At 67.3% G+C, this 24,652-nt stretch carries 21 protein-coding genes and 1 riboswitch; of the genes, 15 read left to right on the top strand and 6 right to left on the bottom strand.

The annotated features are described in order from the left end of the window. Positions 1–8: 8 nt before the first annotated feature. Complete coding sequence (locus tag ACFVTE_RS06600; RefSeq protein WP_387098400.1) at positions 9–1,190, bottom strand: LLM class flavin-dependent oxidoreductase; 1,182 nt, start codon at positions 1,188–1,190, stop codon at positions 9–11. 213 nt (positions 1,191–1,403) lie between these two features. Then, a riboswitch (SAM riboswitch) is annotated at positions 1,404–1,513 on the top strand. Positions 1,514–1,548: 35 nt separating this feature from the next. Here ACFVTE_RS06600 and ACFVTE_RS06595 point away from each other — a divergent pair. From ACFVTE_RS06595 to ACFVTE_RS06570, 6 genes are read left to right on the top strand one after another with little or no spacing between them, the layout of a single operon-like run. Next, positions 1,549–2,655, top strand: a complete 1,107-nt coding sequence (locus ACFVTE_RS06595) for an LLM class flavin-dependent oxidoreductase (protein WP_387098398.1) — start codon at positions 1,549–1,551, stop codon at positions 2,653–2,655. Positions 2,656–2,668: 13 nt separating this feature from the next. After that, positions 2,669–4,087 carry an NtaA/DmoA family FMN-dependent monooxygenase gene (locus ACFVTE_RS06590; protein ID WP_387098396.1) on the top strand — a complete coding sequence of 473 codons (1,419 nt, stop codon included), beginning with the start codon at positions 2,669–2,671 and terminating at the stop codon, positions 4,085–4,087. Continuing rightward, positions 4,084–5,748, top strand: coding sequence for an ABC transporter substrate-binding protein (locus ACFVTE_RS06585; RefSeq protein ID WP_387098394.1), 1,665 nt, complete (start codon positions 4,084–4,086; stop codon positions 5,746–5,748). The genes ACFVTE_RS06590 and ACFVTE_RS06585 overlap by 4 nt, the downstream gene beginning before the upstream one ends. After that, on the top strand, positions 5,748–6,695 hold the full coding sequence (locus ACFVTE_RS06580; RefSeq protein WP_387098392.1) for an ABC transporter permease: 948 nt from the start codon (positions 5,748–5,750) through the stop codon (positions 6,693–6,695). The genes ACFVTE_RS06585 and ACFVTE_RS06580 overlap by 1 nt, the downstream gene beginning before the upstream one ends. 9 nt (positions 6,696–6,704) lie before the next feature. Beyond that, complete coding sequence (locus tag ACFVTE_RS06575; RefSeq protein ID WP_387098390.1) at positions 6,705–7,625, top strand: ABC transporter permease; 921 nt, start codon at positions 6,705–6,707, stop codon at positions 7,623–7,625. After that, complete coding sequence (locus ACFVTE_RS06570) at positions 7,622–9,298, top strand: dipeptide ABC transporter ATP-binding protein (protein ID WP_387098388.1); 1,677 nt, start codon at positions 7,622–7,624, stop codon at positions 9,296–9,298. The genes ACFVTE_RS06575 and ACFVTE_RS06570 overlap by 4 nt, the downstream gene beginning before the upstream one ends. An 11-nt stretch (positions 9,299–9,309) precedes the next feature. On the opposite strand, the gene ACFVTE_RS06565 is transcribed toward ACFVTE_RS06570, so the two are convergent. After that, a complete protein-coding gene (locus ACFVTE_RS06565) occupies positions 9,310–11,487 on the bottom strand; it encodes a glycogen debranching N-terminal domain-containing protein (RefSeq protein ID WP_387098386.1) in 2,178 nt (725 codons plus the stop codon). A gap of 112 nt (positions 11,488–11,599) precedes the next feature. Further along, the gene (locus tag ACFVTE_RS06560) at positions 11,600–12,136 is read right to left on the bottom strand and encodes a hypothetical protein (RefSeq protein ID WP_387098384.1); all 537 of its coding nucleotides are present in this window, start codon (positions 12,134–12,136) and stop codon (positions 11,600–11,602) included. A 243-nt stretch (positions 12,137–12,379) separates the two neighbouring features. Here ACFVTE_RS06560 and ACFVTE_RS06555 point away from each other — a divergent pair, with 243 nt between their 5' ends. After that, positions 12,380–13,588, top strand: coding sequence for an aspartate transaminase (locus tag ACFVTE_RS06555; RefSeq protein ID WP_387098382.1), 1,209 nt, complete (start codon positions 12,380–12,382; stop codon positions 13,586–13,588). Between the two features lie 48 nt (positions 13,589–13,636). Next, complete coding sequence (locus tag ACFVTE_RS06550) at positions 13,637–14,314, top strand: 4-carboxy-4-hydroxy-2-oxoadipate aldolase/oxaloacetate decarboxylase (RefSeq protein WP_387098380.1); 678 nt, start codon at positions 13,637–13,639, stop codon at positions 14,312–14,314. 158 nt (positions 14,315–14,472) lie between these two features. Here ACFVTE_RS06550 and ACFVTE_RS06545 read toward each other — a convergent pair whose 3' ends face one another. From ACFVTE_RS06545 to ACFVTE_RS06535, 3 genes are all read right to left on the bottom strand, one after another. After that, the gene (locus tag ACFVTE_RS06545) at positions 14,473–16,074 is read right to left on the bottom strand and encodes an HNH endonuclease (protein WP_387098378.1); all 1,602 of its coding nucleotides are present in this window, start codon (positions 16,072–16,074) and stop codon (positions 14,473–14,475) included. A gap of 295 nt (positions 16,075–16,369) precedes the next feature. Continuing rightward, positions 16,370–16,603 (bottom strand): hypothetical protein, encoded by a 234-nt coding sequence (locus ACFVTE_RS06540; protein ID WP_377952368.1) that lies wholly within the window; start codon positions 16,601–16,603, stop codon positions 16,370–16,372. Positions 16,604–16,738: 135 nt separating this feature from the next. Next, complete coding sequence (locus ACFVTE_RS06535; RefSeq protein WP_387098375.1) at positions 16,739–17,659, bottom strand: LysR substrate-binding domain-containing protein; 921 nt, start codon at positions 17,657–17,659, stop codon at positions 16,739–16,741. 548 nt (positions 17,660–18,207) lie between these two features. Between ACFVTE_RS06535 and ACFVTE_RS06530 the strand changes: the two genes are divergently transcribed. From ACFVTE_RS06530 to ACFVTE_RS06500, 7 genes are all read left to right on the top strand, one after another. Further along, complete coding sequence (locus tag ACFVTE_RS06530) at positions 18,208–18,996, top strand: LamB/YcsF family protein (RefSeq protein ID WP_387098373.1); 789 nt, start codon at positions 18,208–18,210, stop codon at positions 18,994–18,996. A gap of 1 nt (position 18,997) precedes the next feature. Continuing rightward, positions 18,998–19,723 (top strand): allophanate hydrolase subunit 1, encoded by a 726-nt coding sequence (locus ACFVTE_RS06525; protein WP_387098371.1) that lies wholly within the window; start codon positions 18,998–19,000, stop codon positions 19,721–19,723. Further along, a complete protein-coding gene (locus ACFVTE_RS06520; RefSeq protein ID WP_387098369.1) occupies positions 19,720–20,733 on the top strand; it encodes a biotin-dependent carboxyltransferase family protein in 1,014 nt (337 codons plus the stop codon). The genes ACFVTE_RS06525 and ACFVTE_RS06520 overlap by 4 nt, the downstream gene beginning before the upstream one ends. Before the next feature lie 48 nt (positions 20,734–20,781). Further along, on the top strand, positions 20,782–22,122 hold the full coding sequence (locus ACFVTE_RS06515) for an MFS transporter (protein WP_387098367.1): 1,341 nt from the start codon (positions 20,782–20,784) through the stop codon (positions 22,120–22,122). A 26-nt stretch (positions 22,123–22,148) separates the two neighbouring features. After that, positions 22,149–22,904 carry an SDR family oxidoreductase gene (locus tag ACFVTE_RS06510; protein ID WP_387098365.1) on the top strand — a complete coding sequence of 252 codons (756 nt, stop codon included), beginning with the start codon at positions 22,149–22,151 and terminating at the stop codon, positions 22,902–22,904. A 74-nt stretch (positions 22,905–22,978) separates the two neighbouring features. Beyond that, the gene (locus tag ACFVTE_RS06505) at positions 22,979–23,920 is read left to right on the top strand and encodes a 2-hydroxyacid dehydrogenase (protein WP_387098363.1); all 942 of its coding nucleotides are present in this window, start codon (positions 22,979–22,981) and stop codon (positions 23,918–23,920) included. A 172-nt stretch (positions 23,921–24,092) separates the two neighbouring features. After that, positions 24,093–24,652, top strand: a 560-nt coding sequence (locus ACFVTE_RS06500) for an SDR family NAD(P)-dependent oxidoreductase (protein ID WP_387098361.1), incomplete at its 3' end; no start/stop codon positions are given.

Genomic DNA, 24,652 nt, shown 5'->3' with positions numbered 1-24,652 from the left:
GTGGGATGTCAGGTGAGTCCCCAGGCCTGCGCGAGCAGCTCCTGGGAGCGGATCCGGTCGGCCTGGCGGTGGGTGATGGTGGTGACCAGCAGCTCATTGGCTCCGGTGACGCGCTGCAGGGTGCGGAGCCCCTCCGCCACCTGACGGGGGTCGCCCACGAACCGGGTGTCCAGCCTGTCCTGGATGAGGTCCGCGTCGTCCGGTTCCAGTTCCGGCCAGCGGGCGGCGTCCTCCGGCGCGGGGTAGGGAATGGCGCCGTGGCCGGTCCTGATGCTGTGGACCCAGTCCGCGTACCCGGCGGCGATGGTTCCGGCCCGGGATTCGGTCTCGGCCACCACGACGTCGGCAGAAACAGCCACGTACGGCTCAGCCAGGGTGGTGGACGGCTTGAAGTGCGAGCGGTATTCGCCAACCGACTCCAGGACCGCCGCGGGCGCCACGTGATAGTTGGCTCCGAACGGCAGGCCGAGCTTTCCGGCGAGCCGGGCACTGGGGCCGGCGCTCGACCCGTGGATCCAGAACCCGGGGGCGTGGCCCTGTGCGGGGTGTACGGTGACCTCCGTGCCGTGGGCAGCGCGGTATTCGCCGGCGAAGAACGCGATGACGTCCTGGACGTCGCTTTCGAAGTTGTCCGCATCGCCGGGTACCCGCCCCAGCAGATCGGCCTGGACCTGGAAGCGCTCGGGGAACTTCCTGCCGAAGAGCGGCCGCGGGGCCGGGACCACCAGACCGTCCACCACACGGTTGCCGGCGGGGCTGCCGGAAAGTCTGCCGGAGGCACCCGGCGAAGCGTCTGCCGGCACACCAGCCCCTGGGGCCTCTCCTTCCGCCGGGGCCTTGGGCACGCCCGACCGGCCGAAACCGAGGTCAACGCGTCCCGGATAGAGGGCGGACAGCGTCCCGATGTTTTCCGCGATCTGAACCGGCCGGTAGTTCCCCAGGATGGTTGCCGCCGTTCCCACCCGGATGGTGCTGGTGGCCGCGGCGATGAGCGCGGACAGGACGTGCGGGGCGGAGCCGGCCACGCCGGGACTCAGGTGGTGTTCGGCCAGCCAGTAGCGGCTGTACCCCAGCGCCTCCGCCGAGACAGCCAGCGCAATGCTGTTCCGCAGTGCGTCCGTCGCCGTCTGGCCGGCGGAGACGGGGCTGAGATCGAGGACCGAGAGGGGAACGGCTGAAGGCTTGGGCATGGCAGCACACTACGGAGACGCCGTCGCCCGCCAAACTCCTCCGTCACCGTCCTCAACGTCCGGAAACCGGGGGCAACCGGAGCCCAAAATCCGTCACATACGACGGCCGCGCATGACGGAATGCGCCGCCGCTTGACGCCCCATTTCCGGAATTAACACCCTGCGACAGGCGGTTTGGAAATGTCCGGGCGGCCCTCCTAGATTCAACATCTAGGTCCAGAGTCAGCACGCCAAGGACCGGCTCGTGCTGCGGCAACCCTCAGGCATTTGATGGCGGGGTGCTCCGGAAACAGACCTGGCCGCACTTGCGGCAAGTGAATGTCGAGACGGCCGTCCGCGGCCCCTAAAAGAGGGAACCATGCCTTCACTACCCACACCCAAAAACCGGCCCGCTGTGCTCGGCATCGAGCTCGACGGCGACGGCGCCCACCCGGCAGCCTGGCGGTTTGCCGCGCACGAGCCCGGCGCATTGCTGACCGGCGCCCGCATCCGGGAAACCGTCCAGGCAGCGGACATCGCCGGCTTCCACCTCGCCACCTTCCACGACTCACGGACCACCGACACCGGGGCCACCGGAATCGCGGGGCGGATCGACGCGGTGCAGCGGGCGGCCTTCGCCTCCCCGGTGACGCGGTCGATCGGCCTGGTGCCCGAGGCAGGCGTGGTCTACACGGAGCCCTTCCACGTGGCCACCCAGCTGGCGAGCCTGGACTACTCCTCCCGCGGCCGGGCAGGGTGGCTCGTCAGCGCGGAGAACACGCTGCAGGAAGCACGATCGGTGGGCCGTGACCTGCTTGCTGCCGAAGAGGCCGGCACGGAGGCGGCGGACGTTGTCGAGAGCGCGCGGCGGCTGTGGGACTCGTGGGAAGACGACGCGGTGATCAGGGACGCCGCCACCGGCCGCTACCTCGACGCCGGCAAGCTGCACTACGCGGACTTCGAGGGCAGCCGCTTTTCCGTGAAGGGCCCGTCCATCATTCCGCGCCCCTTCCAGGGGCAGCTGCCCGTGTTCGCCCCGGCGGCGCTCCTGCCCGCCGTCGAGGCCGACGTCGCACTGGTCAGCGCGGCCACGCCCGAGGAACTTGCGCAAGCAGCGGAGGCTGCACGGAATGCCGGTGCCCCGCGCACGCTCCTGGAACTGGACGTGGTCCTCGACGCCCGCGGCCAGCGGGCAGCCGACCGGCTGGCCGAGCTGGACGCGCACGGGAAGTGGGACGGCGGTGCCCGCTACGTGGGAAACGCTGCCGGACTGGTGGAGCTCCTGGCCGGGCTGTTCCAGCAGGGCGACGGTGTCCGGATTCGCCCCGGTGTGCTGGACACCGACCTGCCGGAGCTGGCTGCCCTGGTGCTGCCGGAACTGCGCCGGACCGGTCTGCTGTCCAGCCCCGCCCCGGGCGGCACGTTGCGTGAATCGTTCGGCCTGCCCCGCCCCGCCAACCGCTACGCCGCTGCCGCGGCCCTCTAGAGAGGCCAGACCCGTGAGCTCATCCCCGCGCACGGCCGGCAACGGCCAGATCCAGTTCGGCGTCTTCTTCCAGGGCGTCAACCACACCACAGTCTGGCGTGATCCAGAGAGCGGATCCCAGACTGACTTCGAATCCTTCCGCCGGGTGGCACAGACCGCAGAACGGGGGCTGTTCACCGCCTTCTTCCTCGGCGAAGGGCTGCGGCTCCGCGAACACCTGGGCCGGATCCACGAGCTCGACGTCGCCGGCCGGCCGGACGCACAGACGGCGCTCGCCGCCCTGGCTGCCGTGACCACCAACATCGGACTGGTGGCCACCCAGAACACCACGTACAACGATCCCGCGGACCTGGCTCACCGGCTGTCCAGCCTGGACCTCCTCTCCGGCGGCCGGGCCGCATGGAACATCGTGACCACGGACAACGCCTGGACCGGCGCCAACTTCCGGCGCGGCGGCTTCCTGGCTCACGAGGACCGCTACATCCGGGCAGAAGCATTCGTCCAGACCGCCAAAGCGATCTGGGATTCCTGGGCTGACGGCGCAATCGCCGGGTCCCGGGGCTCCCGCCGGTGGCTGGCCGAGGACGGCATCACCCCCGTCCGCCGCAAAGACACGAGCTTCGACGTCGAAATCACGGGCCGCCTCCCGCGCTCCAACCAGCACCATCCGGTCCTGTTCCAAGCGGGCGACTCCCCGGACGGGCGCGACTTCGCGGTCCGCAACGCGGACGTCATCTTCTCCCGGCATGCCGGGCTGGAGGAGGCCAAGAAGTTCCGCGAGGACATTGTGGCCCGCACACTGAAGGCGGGCCGGCCGGCGGATGACGTGAAGATCTTTCCGGGGCAGGAGTTCATCCTGGCACCCACCGCCAAGGAAGCGGAGGAAAAGCACCAGTGGGTCCGCGAACGGCAGGTGGGGCCGCAGACCGCCATCGCGTTCCTTGAGCAGTTCTGGGGGCGCACCCTCAGCGAATACGACCCCGACGGCCCTCTTCCCGACGTTGACCCCGTCGTGGACGTCACCGACCCCACCCGCGGCAACGCGTTCCACGGAAAGAACGCCCGGCAGCTTGCCGCGGAGTGGCGGGCTGAGGCCAGGGAGAAGGGGCAGTCCATCAGGCAGTTCGTCTCCGGCCGCGCCCAGCTCAACGGACGGGGGCTCGTGGGCTCCTTCGACGACGTCGCCGACCTGCTCGCCGAATACGCCCACGCCGGTGCCGTTGACGGTTTCAACATCACACCGTGGATCGTCCCCTCCGGCCTCGACGACATCGTCAACGAGCTCGTCCCCAGGCTCCAGGACCGCGGCGTCTACCGGACCGAATACGAAGGCACCACGCTTCGCGAAAACCTGGGGCTCCGCGCCCCGCTGTCACACCGCAGCGGCTCGCTCGCTTCGGTGACCACCACCGAGAACGAGGAAGTAGCATGACCGCCCGAAACATCAACACTGCTTCCAACCGTGCTGGAACGGCCAGGGGCCGGCGGGTGGGCAGGACAGCGGCCGCAGGTGCGCTGCTGGGAACCGTTACGCTGCTGCTCGCCGCGTGCGGCGGCACATCCGACGCCGGATCCCAGCCGGGTGCCAGCAGCACCCCCATCCGGGGCGGCAACCTCAACTTCGCCGTTTCCGTGGACCGCGGCTGCATCGATCCGCAGCAGGTGGGCAACAACGATGCGATCGCCGTCGCCCGCCAGACAGTGGCGTCACTGACCTCCCAGGACCCGGAAACCGGCCAAATCGTCCCCTGGCTGGCCGAGAAGTTCGAGGCGAACAAGGACGCCACGAGCTTCACCTTCACCCTCCGGAGCGGGGCCACCTTCGCCGACGGGACGCCCATTGACGCGCAGTCGGTCAAGACCAACTTCGAGGCGATCAGGGCCCTCGGCGCCAAGGCCACCCTGGGCTCCACATACCTCAGCGACGTCAGCGGCATCACGGTCAAGGACCCGAAGACCGTGGTGGTGGACTTCGCCAAGCCCAACGCCCAGTTCCTGCAGGCCACCTCCACCTTCACGCTGGGGCTGCTGTCCCCGGCGTCGGCGAAACTCAGCGAGGCGGACCGCTGCGCCGGAAAATTCGAAGGCTCGGGCCCGTTCACGGTGAAGAGCTACACGGTGGACAAGGAAGCGGTCCTGCAGCGCCGGGCCGGGTACTCCTGGCCGGCGTCCACGAACAGCAACAAGGGTGAGGCCTACCTGGACACCGTCACCTTCAAGATCATCCCGGAGGCCGGCAACCGCACGGGCAGTCTGCAGTCCGGGCAGATCGATGCGACGGCGGCCATCTCGGCTGCGGACATCAAGCTCTTTGACGGCAACGGCTTCTGGAAGGAGACGAGGGCAAACCCGGGCGTGGTCTACAACCTGTATTCCAATGAATCCACGCCGAAGCTCAAGGAGACGGCCGTGCGCCAGGCGATCTCGAAGGCCATCAACCGTGAGGAGATCACCAAGACGCTGCTGACCGAGGCAGACCGGCCGGCCAAGGGTGTGCTGTCCCACACCACCCCGTTCTTCAAGGACTTCAGTGATCTGCTGAAGTTTGATCCCGACGGCGCCAAGAAGCTCCTGGACGACGCCGGCTGGAAGCCCGGGGCGGACGGCATCCGCGCCAAGAACGGCCAGAAGCTTTCCTTCTCGGTTACCTACTGGCAGTCCCCGAAGGAAGTCCTGGAACTCGTGCAGCAGCAGCTCAAGGCTGTGGGCATTGACCTCCAGCTGAAGTTCACCACCATCGCTGACGTCACGGCGGCCCAGGCGAAAAAGGACTACGACTTCTCCTACGGTAACCTGACCCGCAGCGACCCGGACGTCCTGCGGACCGTCTTCGGCGGCGACACGGCCCGCGGCGGCAACAACCTCCGTTCTGCTCTACCGGTGGACACCACCCTCGGCGACCAGGCCGCCGCACTGGACAAGGATGCGCGGCAGAAGCTCGTGGACCAGGCCCAGGAAGCACTCATCAAGGACGCACACTCCATCCCGCTGTACGAGCTCTCCACCACGATCTCCGCCAGCGACAAGGTGCACGACCTGAAGTTCGAGGCCTCCAGCCGCCTGGACTTCTACGACGCCTGGCTGAGCAAGTAGTGATCCGCTACATCGGGCAACGCCTGCTCCAGGGCACCTTTGTGCTCTGGGCGGCCTACACCGTGTCCTTCTTCATCCTGTACCTGCTCCCGGGCGACGCCGTGAGCATCATGGCCAGCGGGGACGAACAGAATGCCGTGGACCCGGCGCTGGTGGCGAAGCTCCGGAGCGAATACGGGCTGGACCGGCCGCTCCATGAGCAGTACCTCATCGCGCTGGGCAAGGCCCTGCAGCTCGATTTCGGCATCTCCATCAAGAACGGCGTGGCGGCCACCCAGTCCGTGGCCGAGGTGCTGCCGGAAACCATCAAGCTCGCGGCGGCAGGATTCGCGCTGGCTGTGCTGCTCGGCAGTGCCCTCGCTACTGCGGCAACCTTCAGCCGCAACCGGTGGGTGCGGCAGGCCCTCGCCTCGCTGCCGCCCCTGGGGATCGCGGTGCCGACGTTCTGGATCGGGCTGCTGCTCCTGCAGCTGTTCTCCTTCCGGCTCCGGATGTTTCCAGCGATCGGCAACGACGGCGCCGCCAGCATCGTCCTGCCGGCACTCACCCTGGCGATCCCGACGGCGGCCGTCATCGCCCAGCTGCTGTCCCGCAGCCTGCGGCAGACCCTCGGCGAGCCCTACATCGAGCAGGTCCGCGCCAAGGGTGCGAGCGAAGCGCTCATCAACTTCGGGCATGCACTCCGCAACGCGGCCATCCCCACCCTGACGATGCTTGGCATCCTCGTCGGCAACCTGCTGGCCGGCGCCGTGGTCAGCGAAACGGTGTTCTCGCGGGCCGGCATCGGCCGGCTAACGGTCACGGCAGTGAACAGCCGGGACATTCCCGTGGTGCAGACCCTCGTTGTCCTCGCGGCCGCCATCTTCGTGGTCACCAGCCTGGTGGTGGACCTGATCTACCCGCTGGTGGACCCCCGCATCAACGTCGGCACGACGGCCAAGGCCTAGGAGGAAACGATGTCGCAGCAGCTATTGGACAGGGCACCGGCCAGCGGCCCTGTGCCGGCTGACGCCGGGAGTCCGCCGCCCGAAGGAGCCAACGGGCGCATTCTCCGCCAGTTGCGGCGGGCCGGGGGGCATCCCCTCCGGCACCCCGACCTGCTCCTGGCGGTGCTGGTCCTGGGCACCACGCTTTTCTGGGCCGCCTTCCCGGGAGCCTTCACCTCCTGGCCGCCGGACACCGGGGTGCCCGCGGACCGGCTGCTGCCGCCGTCGGCCACGCACTGGTTCGGCACGGACAGCCTGGGCCGCGACCTCTTCTCCCGCGTAGTACACGGCTCGGCGACATCGCTGGCCGCCACCGCGGTTGCCGTGGCCGTTGGGCTCGTGGCCGGCTCGGCCCTCGGGCTGCTGGCCGGGTTCGTGCGCGGCTGGGTGGACGACGCAATCATGCGCGTCATGGATGTGCTGCTCGCCATTCCCAGCCTCCTGCTGTCCCTCGCCCTGATCACGGTGCTCGGCTTCGGAACGGTCAACATCGCCGTCGCCGTGGGCGTGGCCAGCGTGGCCAACTTCGCCCGCATCATGAGGTCCGAAGCGCTCCGGGTGGGAACGGCCGTGTACGTCGAGGCGGCGCGGTCCTCCGGCGTGCGCTGGCATTCCATCCTGCTCCGGCATGTGCTGCCCAACGCGGCCGGCCCGGTGCTGGCACTGTCCGCGCTGGAGTTCGGCGCGGCCGTGCTGTCGATCTCGTCCCTCAGCTTCCTGGGCTTCGGCGCACCGCCGCCTGCCTCGGAATGGGGTTCCCTCGTGGCCGGAGGCCGCGACTACCTCGTGGCCGCGTGGTGGCTGGTGACCCTGCCCGGCGCGGTGATTGCCGCCGTCGTGCTTTCCACCAACCGCATCTCCCACGCCTTCCAGACAAGGACCAGCCGATGACCGCCAGCACCGCAGCCCCCGCCGGACCGCCCCTGCTGAAGGTCGACGGACTGAACGTCTCCTACCTGGTGGGCGGCGAACTGCAGCCTGCCGTCCGCGGGGTCAGCTTTGAGGTCAACGCGGGCGAGGTGGTGGCCATCGTGGGTGAATCCGGTTCGGGCAAGACCACCACCGCGCACTCCGTCATCAACCTCCTGCCCGGCAACGCCCGCCGGGACTCCGGGACGGTGCAGTTCGACGGCGTCGACCTCACCTGCCTGACCCGCAAGGAATGGCATAGCGTGCGCGGGAAGGAGATCGGCCTGATCCCGCAGGATCCGACGGCGTCGCTGGATCCGCTGCAGCGGGTGGGGGAGCAGGTGGCCGAGTCGCTGACCATCCACCGGATCCAGCCCAAAAAGGCTGCCCGCGAGGCAGCCGTCCGGCTGCTCGAGGAGAGCGGGATCCGCGACGCCGCGGCGCGCGCCCGGCAGTACCCGCACCAGTTCTCGGGCGGAATGCGGCAGCGGGTCCTCATCGCCGCCGCGCTCGCCGCCAGGCCGCGGCTGGTCATCGCCGATGAGCCAACCAGCGCCCTCGATGTGACGGTCCAGCGGCAGATCCTGGACAACATCGCGGCCCTGGCCGCGGAGCGTGGAACCGCCGTACTGCTCATTACGCATGACCTCGGCGTGGCCGCGGACCGGGCGGACCGGATCATCGTCATGCGGCAGGGCGTCATTGTGGAACAGGGCCCCACGGATTCCGTGCTGACCAGGCCGCAGGATGAATACACGCGCTCGCTGATCGCGGCCGCGCCGGGATTGAGTCCGCGGCGGCTGCGGCGGGCTGTTGTTCCGGCCGCCGGCGCTGCCCGAGCGGCAGGCGGTGCCGTGGAAGCCCGACCCTTGGTGGAGGCCTCCGGCCTGCGCAAGGTGTTCAGCCTGCCGCGCGCTGCGGGCAGCGCCCGGGCCATCACCGCCGTCGACGATGTTTCCTTTGACATCAGCAAAGGCGAGACCCTCGCTCTGGTGGGGGAATCGGGGTCCGGCAAGAGCACAGTGGCCCGGCTGCTGCTGCGTCTCGAGAAACCCAGCGCCGGTTCCGTGCTCTTTGACGGTACGGACCTCGCGACGGCCAAAGGCGAGAATCTCAGGCTGCTGCGCCGCCGGTTCCAGGTGGTTTTTCAAAGCCCCTTCGCGTCGCTCGACCCGCGCTTCAGCGTGGCGGACAGCATCGGTGAACCGCTCCGGGCTTTCGCGGAGGGGAGCCCGGCGGAACGGCGGGGCCGGGTCGCCGAGCTCCTGGACGCCGTGCAGCTGCCCGATCATTTCGCCCAGCGGCGCCCGGCGGAGCTGTCCGGCGGCCAGCGCCAGCGGGTGGCCATCGCCCGGGCCCTGGCCCTGCGGCCGGACCTGGTCGTCCTGGACGAGGCGGTGTCTGCGCTGGACGCTTCGGTGCAGGCACAGATCCTTGACCTCCTCGCCGGACTCCAGGAACGGGACGGCCTGAGCTACCTGTTCATCTCGCACGACCTGGCCGTGGTCCAGCAGATCTCCGACCGGGTGGCGGTGATGCGGGCAGGCAAGCTGGTGGAGCTCGGAGCCACTGCAGAGATCCTGGGGAACCCCGCGCACGAGTACACACGCCAGCTGATCAGCGCCATCCCCGGGCGGCAGGTGCTGGCGGTCTGAGGGCTGGCCGCCTACCGGCCCCAGTTCTCCAGCCGCTCCCTGCGGCGGTGACCGGCCTGCTCAACGAGTTCAATCATCCAGGGACGGTGCCCCTGGTGGAACGTCATCCCCTTAGGCAGTCCGCGCACCGAGGGAACGGAATCGGCGATGTCGATGGTGATGCGGCCGCCGCCGAGGGGCGCGTTGGTGATGTGCAGGTCGCCGAAGGACGGAGGAAGAACCGGGTCCATCCACACGCCGCCGGCGGACACGACGGGGTCATACCGCATCAGGCTCGTGACCAGCTGGATCGGTGCCGTGGCTGCCCAGGCCTGCGGGGAGCACGCCGTCGGATACGGCACCGGGGCGGCGAGCTGCTCCCGGCTGAAACCGCAGAACAGCTCCGGGAGCCGGCCCTCGGAGTACTCGGCCGCATCCATCATGCCGCTGGCGATCCGCTGCGCCTCCTCGACGAAGCCATAGCGGAGGAGCCCGGCCGCGACGATGGCGTTGTCGTGCGGCCACACCGACCCGTTGTGGTAGCTGGCGGGGTTGTAGGCACCCATGTCGCTGGCCAGGGTGCGCACGCCCCAGCCGCTGAACATCTCGGGGGACATCAGCCGTTCGGCCACTTGGGGTGCTTTGTCTTCGTCAATGAGGCCCTGCAGCATGCAGTGGCCCATGTTCGACGCGCACGCGTCCACCTGCCGTTTCTTGCCGTCCAGGGCAATGGCGTAGTACCCGCGTTCCGGGATCCAGAACTGCTCGTTGAACTGTTTCTTCAGCCGGGCCGCGCGGTCGGCGAGCTCATTCCCAAAAGCCGTGTCTCCGGCGTCGTACGCCAGCCAGGCGCGGGAAAGGTAAGCGACGTAGACGTAGGCCTGGACCTCGCAAAGTGCGATCGGCGGCTCGGCCAGTTTGCCGTTGGCAAAGTTGATTCCATCCCAGGAGTCCTTCCAGCCCTGATTGATGAGGCCCTGAGGGTTGAGGCGCTCGTACTCGACGAAGCCGTCGCCGTCCTTGTCCCCGTATTTCATGATCCACTCAAGGGCACGGTCCGCGTGGGGGAGCAGGGCGGAGATGGTGTCCTCGGCGAAGCCCCAGCGGCTGACCGCCCCGAGCACCATCAGGAACAGGGGTGTCGCATCCACGCTGCCGTAGTAGGCCGACTTGCCGCCCAGCGACAGTCCGCTGGACACGTCGAGCCGGACCTCGTGGAGGATCTTGCCCGGTTCCTCCTCGGTCATGAGGTCCACCACTTTCCCCTGCCGGTCGGCCAGGGTCTGCAGCGTGCCCAGCGCCAGCGACGGGTCCACCGGCATCGCCATCACGGAAGCCCACAGCGAGTCCCTGCCGAAGAGGGTCATGAACCAGGGCGCCCCGGCGGCCACCACAACGCGCTCAGGGTGGTCGGGGTCCTCGATCCGCAGCGCGCCAAGATCGTCGTAGCTGCGGCGCAGGGTCCGTTCCACCGACCGGTTGCCCATCTGCAGGACCGGAATCTTCGCCACCCACTCACGCCGTCGCAGGTCCCGAGGCGACAGGCCATCACCCCCGGGATGGACGAAAGCGACCGCCGAATCGGATCCCTCGGTGCTGGGCAGTACGGTCAGGACCGTGCTCCAGTGTCCGTGTGCCGGAACCGTAGCCCGGTACGCCACGGCGTCCGCTGAAACGTCAGCACCCGGGGCCTGGACCACCACGCCCTTCCGGACGTCCTGCCACGCCGCGCGAATGGTGAGCGAACCGCCGTCGGCCTGCCGTTTTTCGTCCCAGCGCCGCAGGATCCGTGCCTCCTTCACCTCGAAGAGGTCAGCGAAGTCGGCTCCCACCTTTACGGCTATGACGCAGTCGACCGGCTCGAGGGAGAAGTTCCGGACGGTGACCTGCTCCTGGAGGCCGGCCCCGACCTCCCGCAGCCGTTCCACGATCAGCGGGCTGTCGGCGTACCCGTCCGAGCGCGGAACCCGTCCCACAAACAATGCCCGGTACGGCTCCTTCGTCTCGGCCGCCAGCGGCTCCAGCGCCAGGCCGTCGACCGTCAGGCTCCAGCCCGAGAGGATGCGGGCGTCCTGCACAAAGAGGCCATGCGGATGCTCTGTGCTGATATCCCCGTTCGGCAGTGAGATGCAGAAGGACGATCCCTCGACCAGCGTGACCGTCCCGGCCCCCAGCGGACCCGCCGCCGTATCAGCGTTCCATCCAGCCATCGGGACCACCTCCGAGCAACCAGCAACAGCGTGCAGTTCGACGCTACGCTTGCTCAGTCGGCCAAGCTAGGGCTGGACGGTAGGGCTGGACCGGACGACGGCGGGTGGAGAGTTACGCCGGGATAGCACCGGATTCCGGCTGGACGCCCCACGTCATCTTCCGGATCGTTTCGCGCTGCAAGCCGCTGAGGGCGGCGAGCTCATAGTCATCCAGAACTCCCCGTCGTCGTGCTGCTGCAAGGAGGTCCAGGCGGCGGTCTTCCAGCGCAGTCTTGGACTCCTCAAGTTCAGCCAGCTCGGCCTTGAGCTGGCGGATCGCGGCAAGGTGCTGCTCAGCCGGCAGCCCGGACGGGATGAGGTCATCGGCCGACAGGCCCACGGTGCGGACTGCCCAGCGGGAGAGCTCCGCGGCCTCGGCGAGGCGGGTGACCTTCATCCCGTCGCAAAGCGCCTGCGCGATCTGCTGGTTCAGCCGGACGGAGAGGGCGCGCATGCTGGTGGCATTGAAGGAAATCCGCTGCCGGCTGTCCCGGAGCAGCTTGCGTGTCTTTTCGGCCTGCACGGCTGTCTTGTCGGGTTTGGCCGTCCCCCGGTAGCGGTAGAAGCCCTCCCGGCGGTCGTCGTCATGGTGCAGAACAGCCAAGAGCACTCCTCGGTTCGGGTTCAGGATTTACCTAGAAGGCTAGGCAGAGCGGACGGACCCGGGGAAATACCTATAGTGCGTGGAGCCATAACCGAAAAGTTTGGCTTGTGTTCTTTTGCAAAACGTCCGACGGCGGTCCATAAGAGACGCTTATCCGTCCACGCAGATTAGGTCTTATCCATACCGGCCGGGATTCCCTAGTGTCGAAGGAACGAGTATCGCTCCCTCCTGACTCCCTAGGAAGAGACCATGTCTGAATTTGTACCTGCATCGCGAGTGTCCCGCATCAAGTCTTCCGCCAGCGTGGCCGCAGCTGCCCGCGTTCGCGAACTGAAGGCTGAAGGGCGCCGGATCCTGGACCTGACGGTCGGCGAGCCGGACTTCGATACCCCGGAGCACATCAAGGCCGCAGCGGTTGAGGCGATCAGCAAGGGCGAGACGAAGTACACCTCGGTCACCGGCACGCCTGCACTGCAGAAGGCGATCCTCCAGACCATCGAGCTGCGCAGCGGCACCCACTACACCCCGGCAGAGATCACCATCGGCGGCGGCGCCAAGCAGGTCATCTTCACGGCGTTCATGGCTTCGCTGGATGCCGGCGACGAGGTAGTTGTTCCCGCGCCGTACTGGGTTTCCTACCCGGACATGGTGCTCGCGAACGAGGGCACGCCGGTGGTTGTCACCTGCGGTGAGGAGTCGGGCTTCAAGCTGACCCCTGAAGCACTTGCCGGGGCGCTCAACGAGCGGACCAAGTGGGTCATCCTCAACACCCCGTCCAACCCCACGGGCGCCGTGTACTCCCGGTCCGACCTGCGGGCCCTGGCGGATGTCCTCGCGAACTTCCCGCAGGTCTACGTCCTGACGGATGAAATCTACGACCAGATCTACTTCGGTTCCGGCAAGATCTCGAGCCTGGTGGAGGTTGCCCCGGAGCTGAAGGACCGAGTCCTCGCCGTCAACGGCGTGTCCAAGGCCTACGCCATGACCGGCTGGCGGCTGGGCTACGCCGCCGGACCCGCCCCGCTGATCGCGGCGATCAACAAGCTGCAGTCGCAGATCTCCTCCTGCCCGTCCTCCGTGAGCCAGGCCGCCAGCGCCGCCGCCCTCTCCGGCGACCAGAGCTTCGTGCGGGAGAGCGTCGAGGTTTACCGCAGCCGCCGCGATGCAGCGGTAGCCGCGCTGAACGCCGTCGACGGCCTTTCGTGCGCGACGCCGGAAGGCGCCTTTTACGCGTACGTGAACTGCGGCGGTGCCATCGGCAAGACCACCCCGGAGGGGAAGGTCATCGCCAACGACGAGGATTTCACGCTCTACCTTCTTGAGGCCGCCTCCGTCGCCGTCATCCAGGGATCGGCCTACGGCCTGGGCCCGTACTTCCGCATCTCCTACGCCACCAGCCTCGACATCATCGAAGAGTCCATCGCAGCCATCGACAAGGCCGTCCGGGCCCTCAGCTGACCGACCCCCGGACCACAGCCAACCGCCACCAAAATGAAGGAAAATTCCGTGATCCACGTAAAGACCAACATCGAACGACCAGACGCCGACGCCGTCCGCCGGCTCGCGCAGTTCTCCTCGGCCACGATCCACGAGGCACAGGGCCGCAAGGGCGCGCTCAGCTCCAGGATCAAGCCGATCGACCGCAGCATGTCCTTCTGCGGGCCGGCCACCACAGTACGCTGTGCCCCGCGCGACAACCTCATGCTGCAGGTGGCGATCCACTACGCCGAGGCCGGCGATGTTGTCCTGGCCGCGGCGGGCGAGTACGAGGAAGCCGGCACGTTCGGCGACGTCCTCGGCAACGCCATGAAGGCCAAGGGACTCGCTGGCCTGGTGACGGACTCGGGCGTCCGCGACACCCAGGACCTGATCGAGCTGGGCCTGCCCGTTTTCTCCGGCAGCGTTTCCATCAAGGGCACCGTCAAGGAGACCATCGGCCCGATCAACCACCCTGTGGTTTTCGGCGACGAGATCATCTACCCGGGCGACGTCCTCCGCGGCGATGCCGACGGCGTTGTGGTTGTCCGCAAGGACGAGATCGAGGAAGTCATCCGCCTGTCGCAGGAACGTGATGACGCCGAACGCGACCTCATCGGCCTCTACAAGGCCGGTGGCACCACCATCGAGCTGTGCAACCTCACCGAGGTCCTGAAGGCCAAGGGGCTGCTGGTCGAGCACGCGTAGTGTCGGCAGCGTAGTTAGGTATCGCTGGGTGGGCTGACTGCCCAGACCGGCGTTGGCCATCATCTCGGGCGGGGCAGTATTACTGTCCCGCCCGAGGCGCACCTATTGCTGCCGTATTTTGCTGCCGGCGCTTACTGCTCCCGGAGGACCGGTTTCACTCAGCCCAGTCCGGGGCTGGCCAGGCCCTGCAGTTTATTTTCGGCCAGCCTAGTTCCGGGCAGCGGCGGCGCGGTGGACCGGTAGGTGTGTCCGGTGGGCGTGGTGATTTCGATGGTGTGCCTCGGTCCCGGTCGGGGTTTTACAACCCAGCCGGGGAGGTCTTTGGTGTGGTTGCAGGCTTCGCAGAGTCCGGCGCCGTTGGCCAGGGTGGTGGGGCCGTCGTTGTGCCAGGGGATGATGTGGTCGTGGTGGCGGATGGGGGCGTCGCAGTAGGGGGTGCGGCAGGTGTCGTCGCGGATTTGGATGAGGCGGCGCAGCGGGGCCGGGAAGAGGCGCCGTTTGGAGTCCATGGCGAGGAGGTCGCCGGTTTCGGGGGCGGTGTAGAGCCGCCGGATCCAGGTCTTGAGTTCCTTCAGGCCCGGGGCTGAATCGGGCGCTGCTGGCTGGACTTGAGACTGCTCTTCCCGCCCTTGCGTGAGCAGGTTGCGGGCGAAGTCGGCGGGGATGATGCCGTAACCCGGTATCCGGGCCGGTTCGGAGTCGCCTTGGAGGAGGGTGCGGTCGGTCATGACGAGGTTGAGTTCGATGCCGGTGATGCCGCCGGGGGTGCCGGTGGTCCGTTCGACCAGGGTGTCGGCTTTGATCTGGTCGCGGGTGCGCGGGTCCCCGGCGGCGTGGAGGGCGTCGGCGTTCCGGGTCAGTGCCGCGAGAACGGCGACGCCTTCGTGGACGGGCAGCAGTGCTGACAGGTAGGTCATGCAGTCCGGTGCCGGGCGCAGACTGACTCTCCGCTCCGAGGCGGCGTGGCTGGCGCGCTGGGCGACGGAGCGGGGGTCGCGCCGGATGGCGGCGGCCCGGACGGCTGCGATGACGGCCCGGGTTCCGGCGCCGGTGAAGGTGCCGGTGTCGGCGGCGAGTTCCTCGTCGACGGCGGCCCGGTCAGCCGGGCTCAGGCAGGCGGTCTCTTTCGCCACATACATGACGCGTTCCTCGTTCAGCTTTCCGGTGTCCAGGGCGGCCTGGGTGTGGGGCATCTGCACCAGGGCTTTGGCCGTGCCGAGCAGCCGTTGCCCGCGGTGCGGGGATTCGCCCCGGGCGAGCGCGATCTGCCCGGCCGCACCCAGGTCCCGGTCTTTGCCGTGGTCCCTGCGCAGATCTTTGCCCAGGTCCTCGGCGGCCAGTGGCGGCCGGTCAGTGGATTCCTGCCGAAGCCGGGCCTCGAAAGTGACGGAAAGCCGGGCCTGCTGCCCGGCAGCCCAGCACTTGAAATTCTCATACGCGCGGACCTGGTCGATGAGCCCGGCATTGTTCGCCGTGAGGTCGGCTGCCGGGAGAACCCAGCCGGAGGTTGTAGCGGCGCTGGAGGGAACACCGTCGTCATAAAAGAGGTCCCCGTCGAAGGGCCGGTCCGCAAACAGGGCCTCGGGAAACGGGTCCGCCGGCAACGACGCCGGAAACGCGGCGTCGAGATCATCGTCGTACGGAAGCCCGTCGTTGGCGAACGCGTCGAAGTGGAAATCGCCGGCAGGAGCTGCGGCAGCCTGCAGGAGAACGCCGTGCGGCGGCCCCGCTGTCAGTGCCGAATTCCCGATGCCTTCCATGAACACAGTCTGCCAAGGGCCACTGACATTAAAGGGCCGATCCGGCACCAGACGGAGGCACAATCAAAAAAACTTTTCGAATCATCTCAGAACGAAAACTGGGTAGCACTTTAGGGCGTTCCCAGCGCCCAGAACGCCCTGAGGTGCTACCTAGTTGGTGGCGTGGTGAGCGGAAAAGCCCAAGCCGCGGCAGCGCCGCCGTCGTACGGTTTTTCATCGCCCTGGGTAGCGAATGTAGGTAGCAGGTCAGGGGGTTCCCGGCGGTGAGAACGCCCTGTGCTGCTACACAGTTGGGTCAGACGCGGTGGGGGACCGGGTAGGCCGGGGCGCCGAAAACGGCGTCCTCCAGGTACCAGACCGTCGAGCCGCCGCCGCTGACCGGCATGATGCTGCCCTCAAAAACGAAGATGGGAGCCGCGGACCGGTCCTCCGGCCGCCAGAAACCGTTGGTGGGGCAGTGGGACCCGGTTTTCGCCATAAGTCCCAGGCTCGGGTCGGTGGTTCTCCTGATGGTGCTGAGCTTTTTCATGGCAGACTCCCCGTTGATTCTGTTTGTGGAAAGTGCTTTTCCACAATTTCTTGGCTTGCTGCCAATATTAGAATCCCGGGGAGCGGGTTACTAAGACAAATGATGCGTGCCCTAATAAGCGGAACCTATGAGCACCTACCGGCCATACTTATTGCTGAGCATTTCCTGCAGCATTTCCTTGAGCACCAGAAGCACAGCCGACGCCGCCTCCGAGAGTGGATCATGGTCCGGCGTGCACAGCGCGATTTTGCACTGCAGTGCGGGATCCACGATCCGCAGGACGCTGAAGTCCTCCTCATGGAACAGCGCATCCGCAGCAGACTTTGGCAAAATCGTGGCCCCGAGGTCGGCGCGCAGCAACCGGGTGAGCGAGGGTACCGACTCCACTTCGCCCACGAGCTGGAGCTTCAGTCCCTTGCTGTCGAAGCCGGCCTCGACCGTCTGGCGAAGGGTGTGGATCTTCTCGGGAAGGAAGAGCCCGAGTTGGGCCACCTCCTCCAGCGTGATCTCGCCCGTTCCGGCGTCGATGTCCGTCCTGGCGGCGTTGACCACCAGGTGCAGGTCCTCCACGATCATGGTGGTGAACAGGACACCGCGGATGGGGCCGGGCTCGTAGATGAGGGCCATGTCCAGGCGGCCGTTCTTGATGGCTTCACTCAGGACGCCGCCATAGATTTCCGTGACGTGCAGGACGATGTCCGGGTAACGCCGGGCCACTTCGCTGATGATCTGCGGAGTCAGGCTCGAGGCCATGCTGTAGGGCGCAATGGCGATGGACACCCGGCCGGACGGCGCGGCCCCGGACTTCGCAACGTCCTGACGGGCCTGTGCCACGAGCCGCAGGATGGACTGGGCGTGCCGGTACAGCGTGTGTCCGGCGGCCGTGGGCTGCACGCCCTGCTTGCTGCGGATCAGCAGGCGCTGCTTGAGTTCAGTTTCCAGCGCCGAAACCTGCTGGCTCAGGGCCGGCTGGGCCACGTGCAGAGCCGCCGCGGCCTTGGTGATGCTCCCCGAGTCCACTATCTGTACGAAGTACGCAAGTTTCCTGGTGTCCACGGCCGCCCTCTCTCGTTGCGGCGTCCTGAACCCACGGAAGGTCATAACGGGTTGCTATGCAGGGATACGCAATAGGTCTTTGTGTGATCCGCATCGCTGACACTAGGTTGAACCCAGAACGCTATTTCACTAGGCGTACATTCTATCCCCTCCCGTGACATGCAAATTTCCAATGGGGGCAGATGCATTTTGCATGTTATTCACTTTTACGGAAATTGCCGGCCTCTTTTACATTTCGGAAATAAATGCTCCATATGTTCAATGCAACGAGGGTGGGCCGCCAAACGCCGGACCCGACAGAGTGGGAAGGAGACGGTCATGGACACCACTGCGGCGGTGGTCATAACCACCACCTATCCCGTGACACCGATTACGTCTTTGTGTGAGCCAAATCCCGGTGCCAGACTTTTTTGCAGACGCCGGTAGCCCGGCAGCACCGAACCGGGAACCCTCGCCAGGGCCAGTTCGGACACACTTCATCACCAGCGCAGCCGATCCCTTCGCCCCGGCGGGCAGGGCCGCTGCTAACCACCCCAGGAAGGCAGATAATGGGACTCACAGTTGATCTCGTCGCAGATCTCGGAGAAGGCTTCGGCGCCTACTCGATGGGCGACGACGCTGCCCTGCTCGAGGTGGTTTCCAGTGCCAACATCGCCTGCGGTTTCCACGCCGGTGACCCGGACATCATGCACGCCACTGTCGCTGAATGCGTCCGCCGCGGCGTCAGCATCGGGGCGCACCCGAGCTTCCCGGACCTGCGCGGCTTTGGCCGGCGCGCCATGGACCTGACGGCGGATGAGGTCCGCAACGACGTCCTGTACCAGTTCGGTGCGCTGAGCGCCTTCGCCGCCTACCACGGCACGACCGTCGCCCACATTGCCCCGCACGGCCGCCTCGGCAATCTCGTCGCCACCCGCCCCGATTACGCGGCAGCCGTCGCCGATGCAGCCGCCCGCCTGAACCCCGGGCTCATCATCCTGGCGCAGGACGGCGAACTCGCGGACGCCGCTGCTGAACGGCAGCTCCCGGTGGGCATCGTTGGTATCGCCGACCGCGCCTACGAAGCCGACGGCACCCTGGTGCCCCGCGGCCGCCCGGGCGCAGTGATCCACGACCCGGCCGCCATCGTCGAGCGCACCGTCCGCATGGTGTGCGAAGGGCTCATCGAGACGGTCGCCGGCACGGACCTGCCGATTGTTGCCGACACCGTTCTCCTGCACGGGGACACCCCCGGCGCGGTGCAGCTGGCCCGCCAGGTCCGCGCCGAGCTGGAGAACGCCGGCGTGACCATCTCCCCGCTCGCCCAGGTTCTGGCCGCCAAAGAGAAGGTCGCCTGAGATGGCTGCCACCCCAAACCCAACCCCCATGGAGATCTTCGAGTCCGGGGATTCGGCCCTGCGGGTCGTGGCCTCCTCCGCTGACACGGAGGCCAACTGGAGCACCGTCCACTCCCTCGCGCAGTGGCTTGAGACTGCAGGGGCCGACGGCGTACACGGCGCAGTGCCGACGTACGACTCGCTGCTCGTGGAATTTGACCCTGGGGCCACCTCCGCGCGGCAGGTCCGGGCATTTGTCCTCCTCGGCCTGCGCCAGCTGGAGCATGCCGGCGTACCCGTTCGCATGCCCCGCGAATTCAGCGTCCCGGTGGTTTACGGCGGCGAATACGGCCCCGACCTGGCGCGCGTTGCCGAGCACGAGCAGCTCTCCGTGGAGGAGATCATCGCGCTCCACACGGCCAAGTCCTACGTCATCCGTTGCCTGGGCGCTCCTGCGGGCTCACCCATGATGGACGGCCCCGATTTTCCGCTCCCCGTTCCGCGGCTGAAGGACCCCCGGCTCTCCGTGCCGGCAGGTGCCGTGGCCGTCGCCGGCAGGCAGGCAGTCATCGCCCCGGCGGTGGCACCCGGCGGATGGTGCGTCATCGGCCAGACCCCGCTGACCGTCCTTGATGCCGCCAGCGAACCCCTGGTTCCCTACCTGCCCGGTGACCGCCTGACGTTCCGCCAGATCCGGCCGGAAGAGTTCGCAGACTACGCGGGACGGCGACTGGAGGCAGCACGATGAGCGGGTCACTGATCATCCAGCAGCCCGGAAACTCGGTGGTCACTGACCTGGGCCGCTTCCGCGGACCCCGGTTCGGGCTCCCCGTCAACGGGGCACTCGACCAGTTCTCGGCACGCGCGGCCAACATCCTCGCCGCCAACGCCGACAACGCCCCGCTGCTGGAAATCACCGCCCTCGACTTCCGGATGCAGGCCACCACGGACCTCCTCATCGCTGTCACCGGCGCCCCGCTGACCCTCACGGTCGGCGGCCGCGAATGCCCGCAGTGGGAACCGGTGTCCGTCCCCGCGGGGGAGACCGTGGCGGTCCGCCGCATCACCGGCGGCCTTCGCGCATACCTGGCCGTCCACGGTTCGGTGGAGGCTCCGGAACTGCTCGGGAGCTGCGCCCCCGATACCGTCATCGGCTTCGGTCTCCGGCTCTCCGAAGGCACCGAGCTGAAGACCTCCAGGAGCGTCGGACCAATCCGGCAGCCATACTTTGACCTTCCGCTGTTCCGGCTGGGGCTGACCCGGCCGGAGTTCAGCAGCCGGGCGGTCATCGACGTCACGGACGGTCCGGACGTCGAAGAATTCGGCGGGACAGCAGAGCTGCTGTACAACACCGAATACACCGTCAGCGCCCGGAGCAACCACATCGGGCTGCGCCTCGGCGGGGCGCTTCCCGAACGCCAGTCGTCAGCCGAAGTGCTGTCGCGCGGCGTTCCGGTGGGAGCCATTGAAGTTCCGTCCAGGGAAGAGCTGCTGGTGCTGCACCGGGGACGCGGCGTCACCGCCGGGTACCCCGTCCTGGCAGTGGTCACCAGCCGCTCGCTCGACACCCTCGCCCAGGCCCGGCCCGGGCACACCATCACCTTCCGCAAGACCACCGTCCCCGAAGCCACGGCAAAGCATCGGGCCGCATTACGGGAACTGGAAAACCTCCGTTCCCGAGTAAGCACTGTCTTCGCCCTCCTTGGCATCGGCAAAGAGCCCGGCTGGCCGGAACTCGTACCGGCAGCCGGCAGCTAAGGAACACCGATGACCTCCCCTCGAACCAAGTCCAAGTTAGGAATGAAAATGTCTACACCAACGCGTGCCAGTGCACCGCAGCACGACCGCCTCGATGCGAGGCAGACCCGGAAAGTCGTCACCGCCGGGTGCGTCGGGATTTTTGTTGAGCTCTACGACAACGGCATTTTCGCCTTCATGGCCGGAACGCTTGCGCTCGTGTTCCTGGCTCCCGGCAACCCGGACAACGCCCTGTTGTTCGTCTTTGCCGGCTACGCAGTCTCCTTCTTCGTCCGCCCCCTCGGCGCCGTCGTCTGCGGCATCCTGGGCGACAAGATCGGACGGCAAAAGCTATTGGTCTTTGTCATCCTGCTGATCAGCGTCGCCACCGCCGGCATCGGGCTCCTGCCTGCCTACTCGGCCATCGGCATCGCAGCCCCCATCCTGCTGGTGCTGCTCCGCCTGCTCCAGGGCTTCTCCGTCGGCGGCGAGGCTGCCGGCGCCATGACCTTCCTCGCCGAGCACGCCCCCGAAGGCAAGCGCGGCATCATCACCTCCTACGCCCAGATCGCCTCCTTCGCCGCACTGCTCACCGGCACCCTGGTCGCCTTCTCCATGTCCCCCTGGCTCACGCAGGCAGCGATCGACGGCGGCGGCTTCGGCTCGTTCGCATGGCGCATCCCGTTCCTGGTCGCCATCCCCATGGGCGTCATCGGCTGGTACATCCGTAAGGCGATCAGCGACACCCCCAACTTCCAGAAGCTGAAGGAAGAGGGCGGCCTGTCCAAGAACCCGCTGAAGGAAGCCTTCGCCTCCGCCGAACACCGCCGCGCCATGCTGCTGGCCCTGTTCATCCCGCTCATGAACGGCTCCGGCTACTACGTCCTGTTCTCCTACATGCCGACGTTCCTCAAGGGCAAGCAGCTCAACTTCACCATCAGCGAAGCCCTGCTGGTCACCGCCTGCAGCCTCGTGGTCATCTGCATCGCCATCCCGTTCATGGGTGCCCTTTCCGACCGCATCGGCCGCAAGAAGGTCATCGCCGGTTCGGCCATCGCCATGGCTATCCTCGGCATCCCCGCCTACGCCCTGATCGCCACCGGCAACATGGCCCTGGCCATCCTCGGCGCCTGCATCATGGCCGTCGTCTTCGCCGGGCACACCGCGGTGATCCACATCCTGATCGTGGAACTGTTCCCCACCCGCGTCCGGTACTCGGCCTACGGCCTGGGCTACAACATCTCCTCGGCACTCTTCGGCGGAACCGCGCCGCTGCTGATGACCTGGCTGATCTCGTCCACCGGCAACATCTACATGCCTGCTTTCTACGCGGTGATCACCGCGCTGGGCACGCTTGCCGCCGTCAGCACCGTCAAGGACCGCGCACACCTTCCGCTGCGCGACGCCTAAAACTTACTACTCACCAGGAGACCTACATGCCGTTTTCAGACTACTCAACCGCCCTCGTAACCGGCGCCTCAACCGGGATGGGTGCCGCGATTGCCGAGCGCCTCGCCAAGCGCGGACTCACCGTCCATGCCGTGGCCCGCAACGAGGAACGACTGAAGGACCTGGCCGACAAGACCGGCGCCATTCCCCACATCGTCGACCTGACCGATACCGCAGCCCTGACGGCCGCCGTCGGACATCTCGAAATCGATGTCCTGGTGAACTGTGCCGGCGTCTCCCGGCCCGGCAACATCCTGGACTCCTCCGAGAGCGACATCGACGAGCTCGTGGACGTCAACCTCCGTGGCCTGCTCCAGCTCACCAGGCTGGTGCTGCCGGGCATGGTGGAACGCGACCGCGGCCACGTCATCAACATCAGCTCCATCGCAGGCCTGTACAACTTCTACGGCCACACGGTCTACCACGCCACCAAGGCAGCCGTGCACCAGATCTCCCGCCAGCTGCGCAACGACACCGTCGGCAAGCGCATCCGCGTCACCGAGATCTGCCCCGGACGCGTCGAAACCGAGATTTTCGGCCGCAACATGGGCGGCTCGCCCGAGGCCATGGAAGAGGCCTGGAAGACGTACTACGAGGGCTACGAATCCCTGACCACCGACGACATCGTCAACGCCATGGATTACGCCATCGAAACACCCCGCCACGTGAACGTCGGCATGCTGGAACTCATGCCCACGTTCCAGGTCCCCGGCGGGCTCACATTCGACCGGCGCCCGGCCTAAGCTGCCAATGGCGGGGCCAGCCCAAACCGGCCCCGCCCTGTCCACCCCCGTTCTCCAGAATCGATAGGTTTCCGATGCAACCAGTACGCACCGTCAGCTTCCCCGACCGGCAACTGCTCGCCGATCTCGCACCCCTTCCCGAGGGCCTGCGGGGTGTTGTCTGGGACATGAAGTCGGACCCCGAGGACGCGACTCTGGGAGAGATCGACGGCGTCATCCTCCCGTACATCAACGCCAGCGCGGTTCTGGGATCGCTCGCCCAGGTGGACGAACTGAAGTTCGTCCAGACGCAGTCCACCGGATACGACGGCGTCACTGAGGCCGCCGGTTCGGCGGCCGGCGTCGCGAACGCCTCGGGCGTGCATGCGGCGGCGACGGCGGAACTGGCGGTGGGTTTGATCCTCGCCAAACTGCGCGGCATCGACCAGGCCGTCCGCGACCAGCAGTACGGCCTCTGGCGGCCGGAGCGGCGCCAGTCCCTGGCGGATCGGCGCGTGCTGCTGGTGGGCGTGGGCGGGATCGGGCATGAAATTGCCCGTCGCCTGGTGCCATTCGAGGTCACTGTCACCCGGGTGGGGAGTTCGGCACGTACCGACGAGCACGGCGAGGTCCACGCCTCCGGCGAGCTGTCCGCACTTGCCGCGACCCACGACATCCTGGTCTCGGTGCTGCCGCTGAACGACCACACCCACCACCTGATTGGCGAAGAGGTCCTCGCCGCCCTGCCCGATGGCGCCCTCGTGGTGAACGTCGGCCGCGGCCCGGTGGTGGACACGGCGGCCCTGACCAAGGAAGTCCTGTCCGGCCGGTTGCAGTGCGCCCTCGACGTCGTCGATCCGGAACCGCTTCCGCAGGACCACCCGTTATGGTCCACGCCCAACGCCCTGATCACGCCGCACGTCGGCGGCAACGCGTCCGCCTTCCAGCCCCGGATCCTGAAGCTCCTGCGGCGTCAGCTCGAAGCCCTGGCCGCCGGAGAAACCCCCGCCAACCTCGTGCAGCGCGGCCCCTTCTAGGGCGCAGCTTCCGAAACAAGCGCGAACGTACAGTTGTGGCCCTGCCGCAAGGCGCGACTGGGACCGCAAGTGTACGTTCGCGCACTGTGCCCGCACACGGCGGCACAGGACCGATGACAAAGAACAATCACTTGCGCGCACTGCGCAGGCCGCGGCGAAGGAGCTGCTCTTCATGACTTCACTTTTTGATTTGAGCGGGCGGGTTGCTTTGGTGACCGGTTCGAGCCGGGGGATTGGTAATGCGTTGGCGCGGGCGTTGGCGGATGCTGGTGCGACGGTGGTGTTGAACGGTGTGAATGTTGAGCGGTTGAAGGCTGCGGAGGCGGCGATGGCGGGGGAGTACGCGCCGGGGCGGGTGCACGGTGTGGCGTTTGATGTCACGGACGATGCGGCGGCCGCGGCGGGTGTGGCCTGGGTCGAGGAGCATGTGGGCCCGCTGGAGGTCCTGGTGAACAATGCCGGGATCCAGCACCGGGTGCCGATGCTGGAGCTGGATGTGAAGGACTGGGAGCGGGTGATCTCCACGGACCTGACGAGCGCGTTCCTGGTGGGCCGGGAGGCTGCCCGGCACATGATTGGCCGGGGTCACGGGAAGATCATCAATATCTGTTCGGTGCAGACGGATTTGGCCCGGCCCACGATCGCGCCGTATGTCGCGGCGAAGGGCGGTTTGCGGAACCTGACCCGGGCGATGACGGCGGAGTGGGCGGGGTCGGGGTTGCAGATTAACGG

It is taken from the genome of Arthrobacter sp. NPDC058097 (assembly GCF_042884885.1).
In the GTDB taxonomy this organism is placed as follows: domain Bacteria; phylum Actinomycetota; class Actinomycetes; order Actinomycetales; family Micrococcaceae; genus Arthrobacter.
The sequence above is the reverse complement of the archived record's forward strand: the minus strand, read 5'-3'. Positions and strand labels throughout refer to the sequence as shown.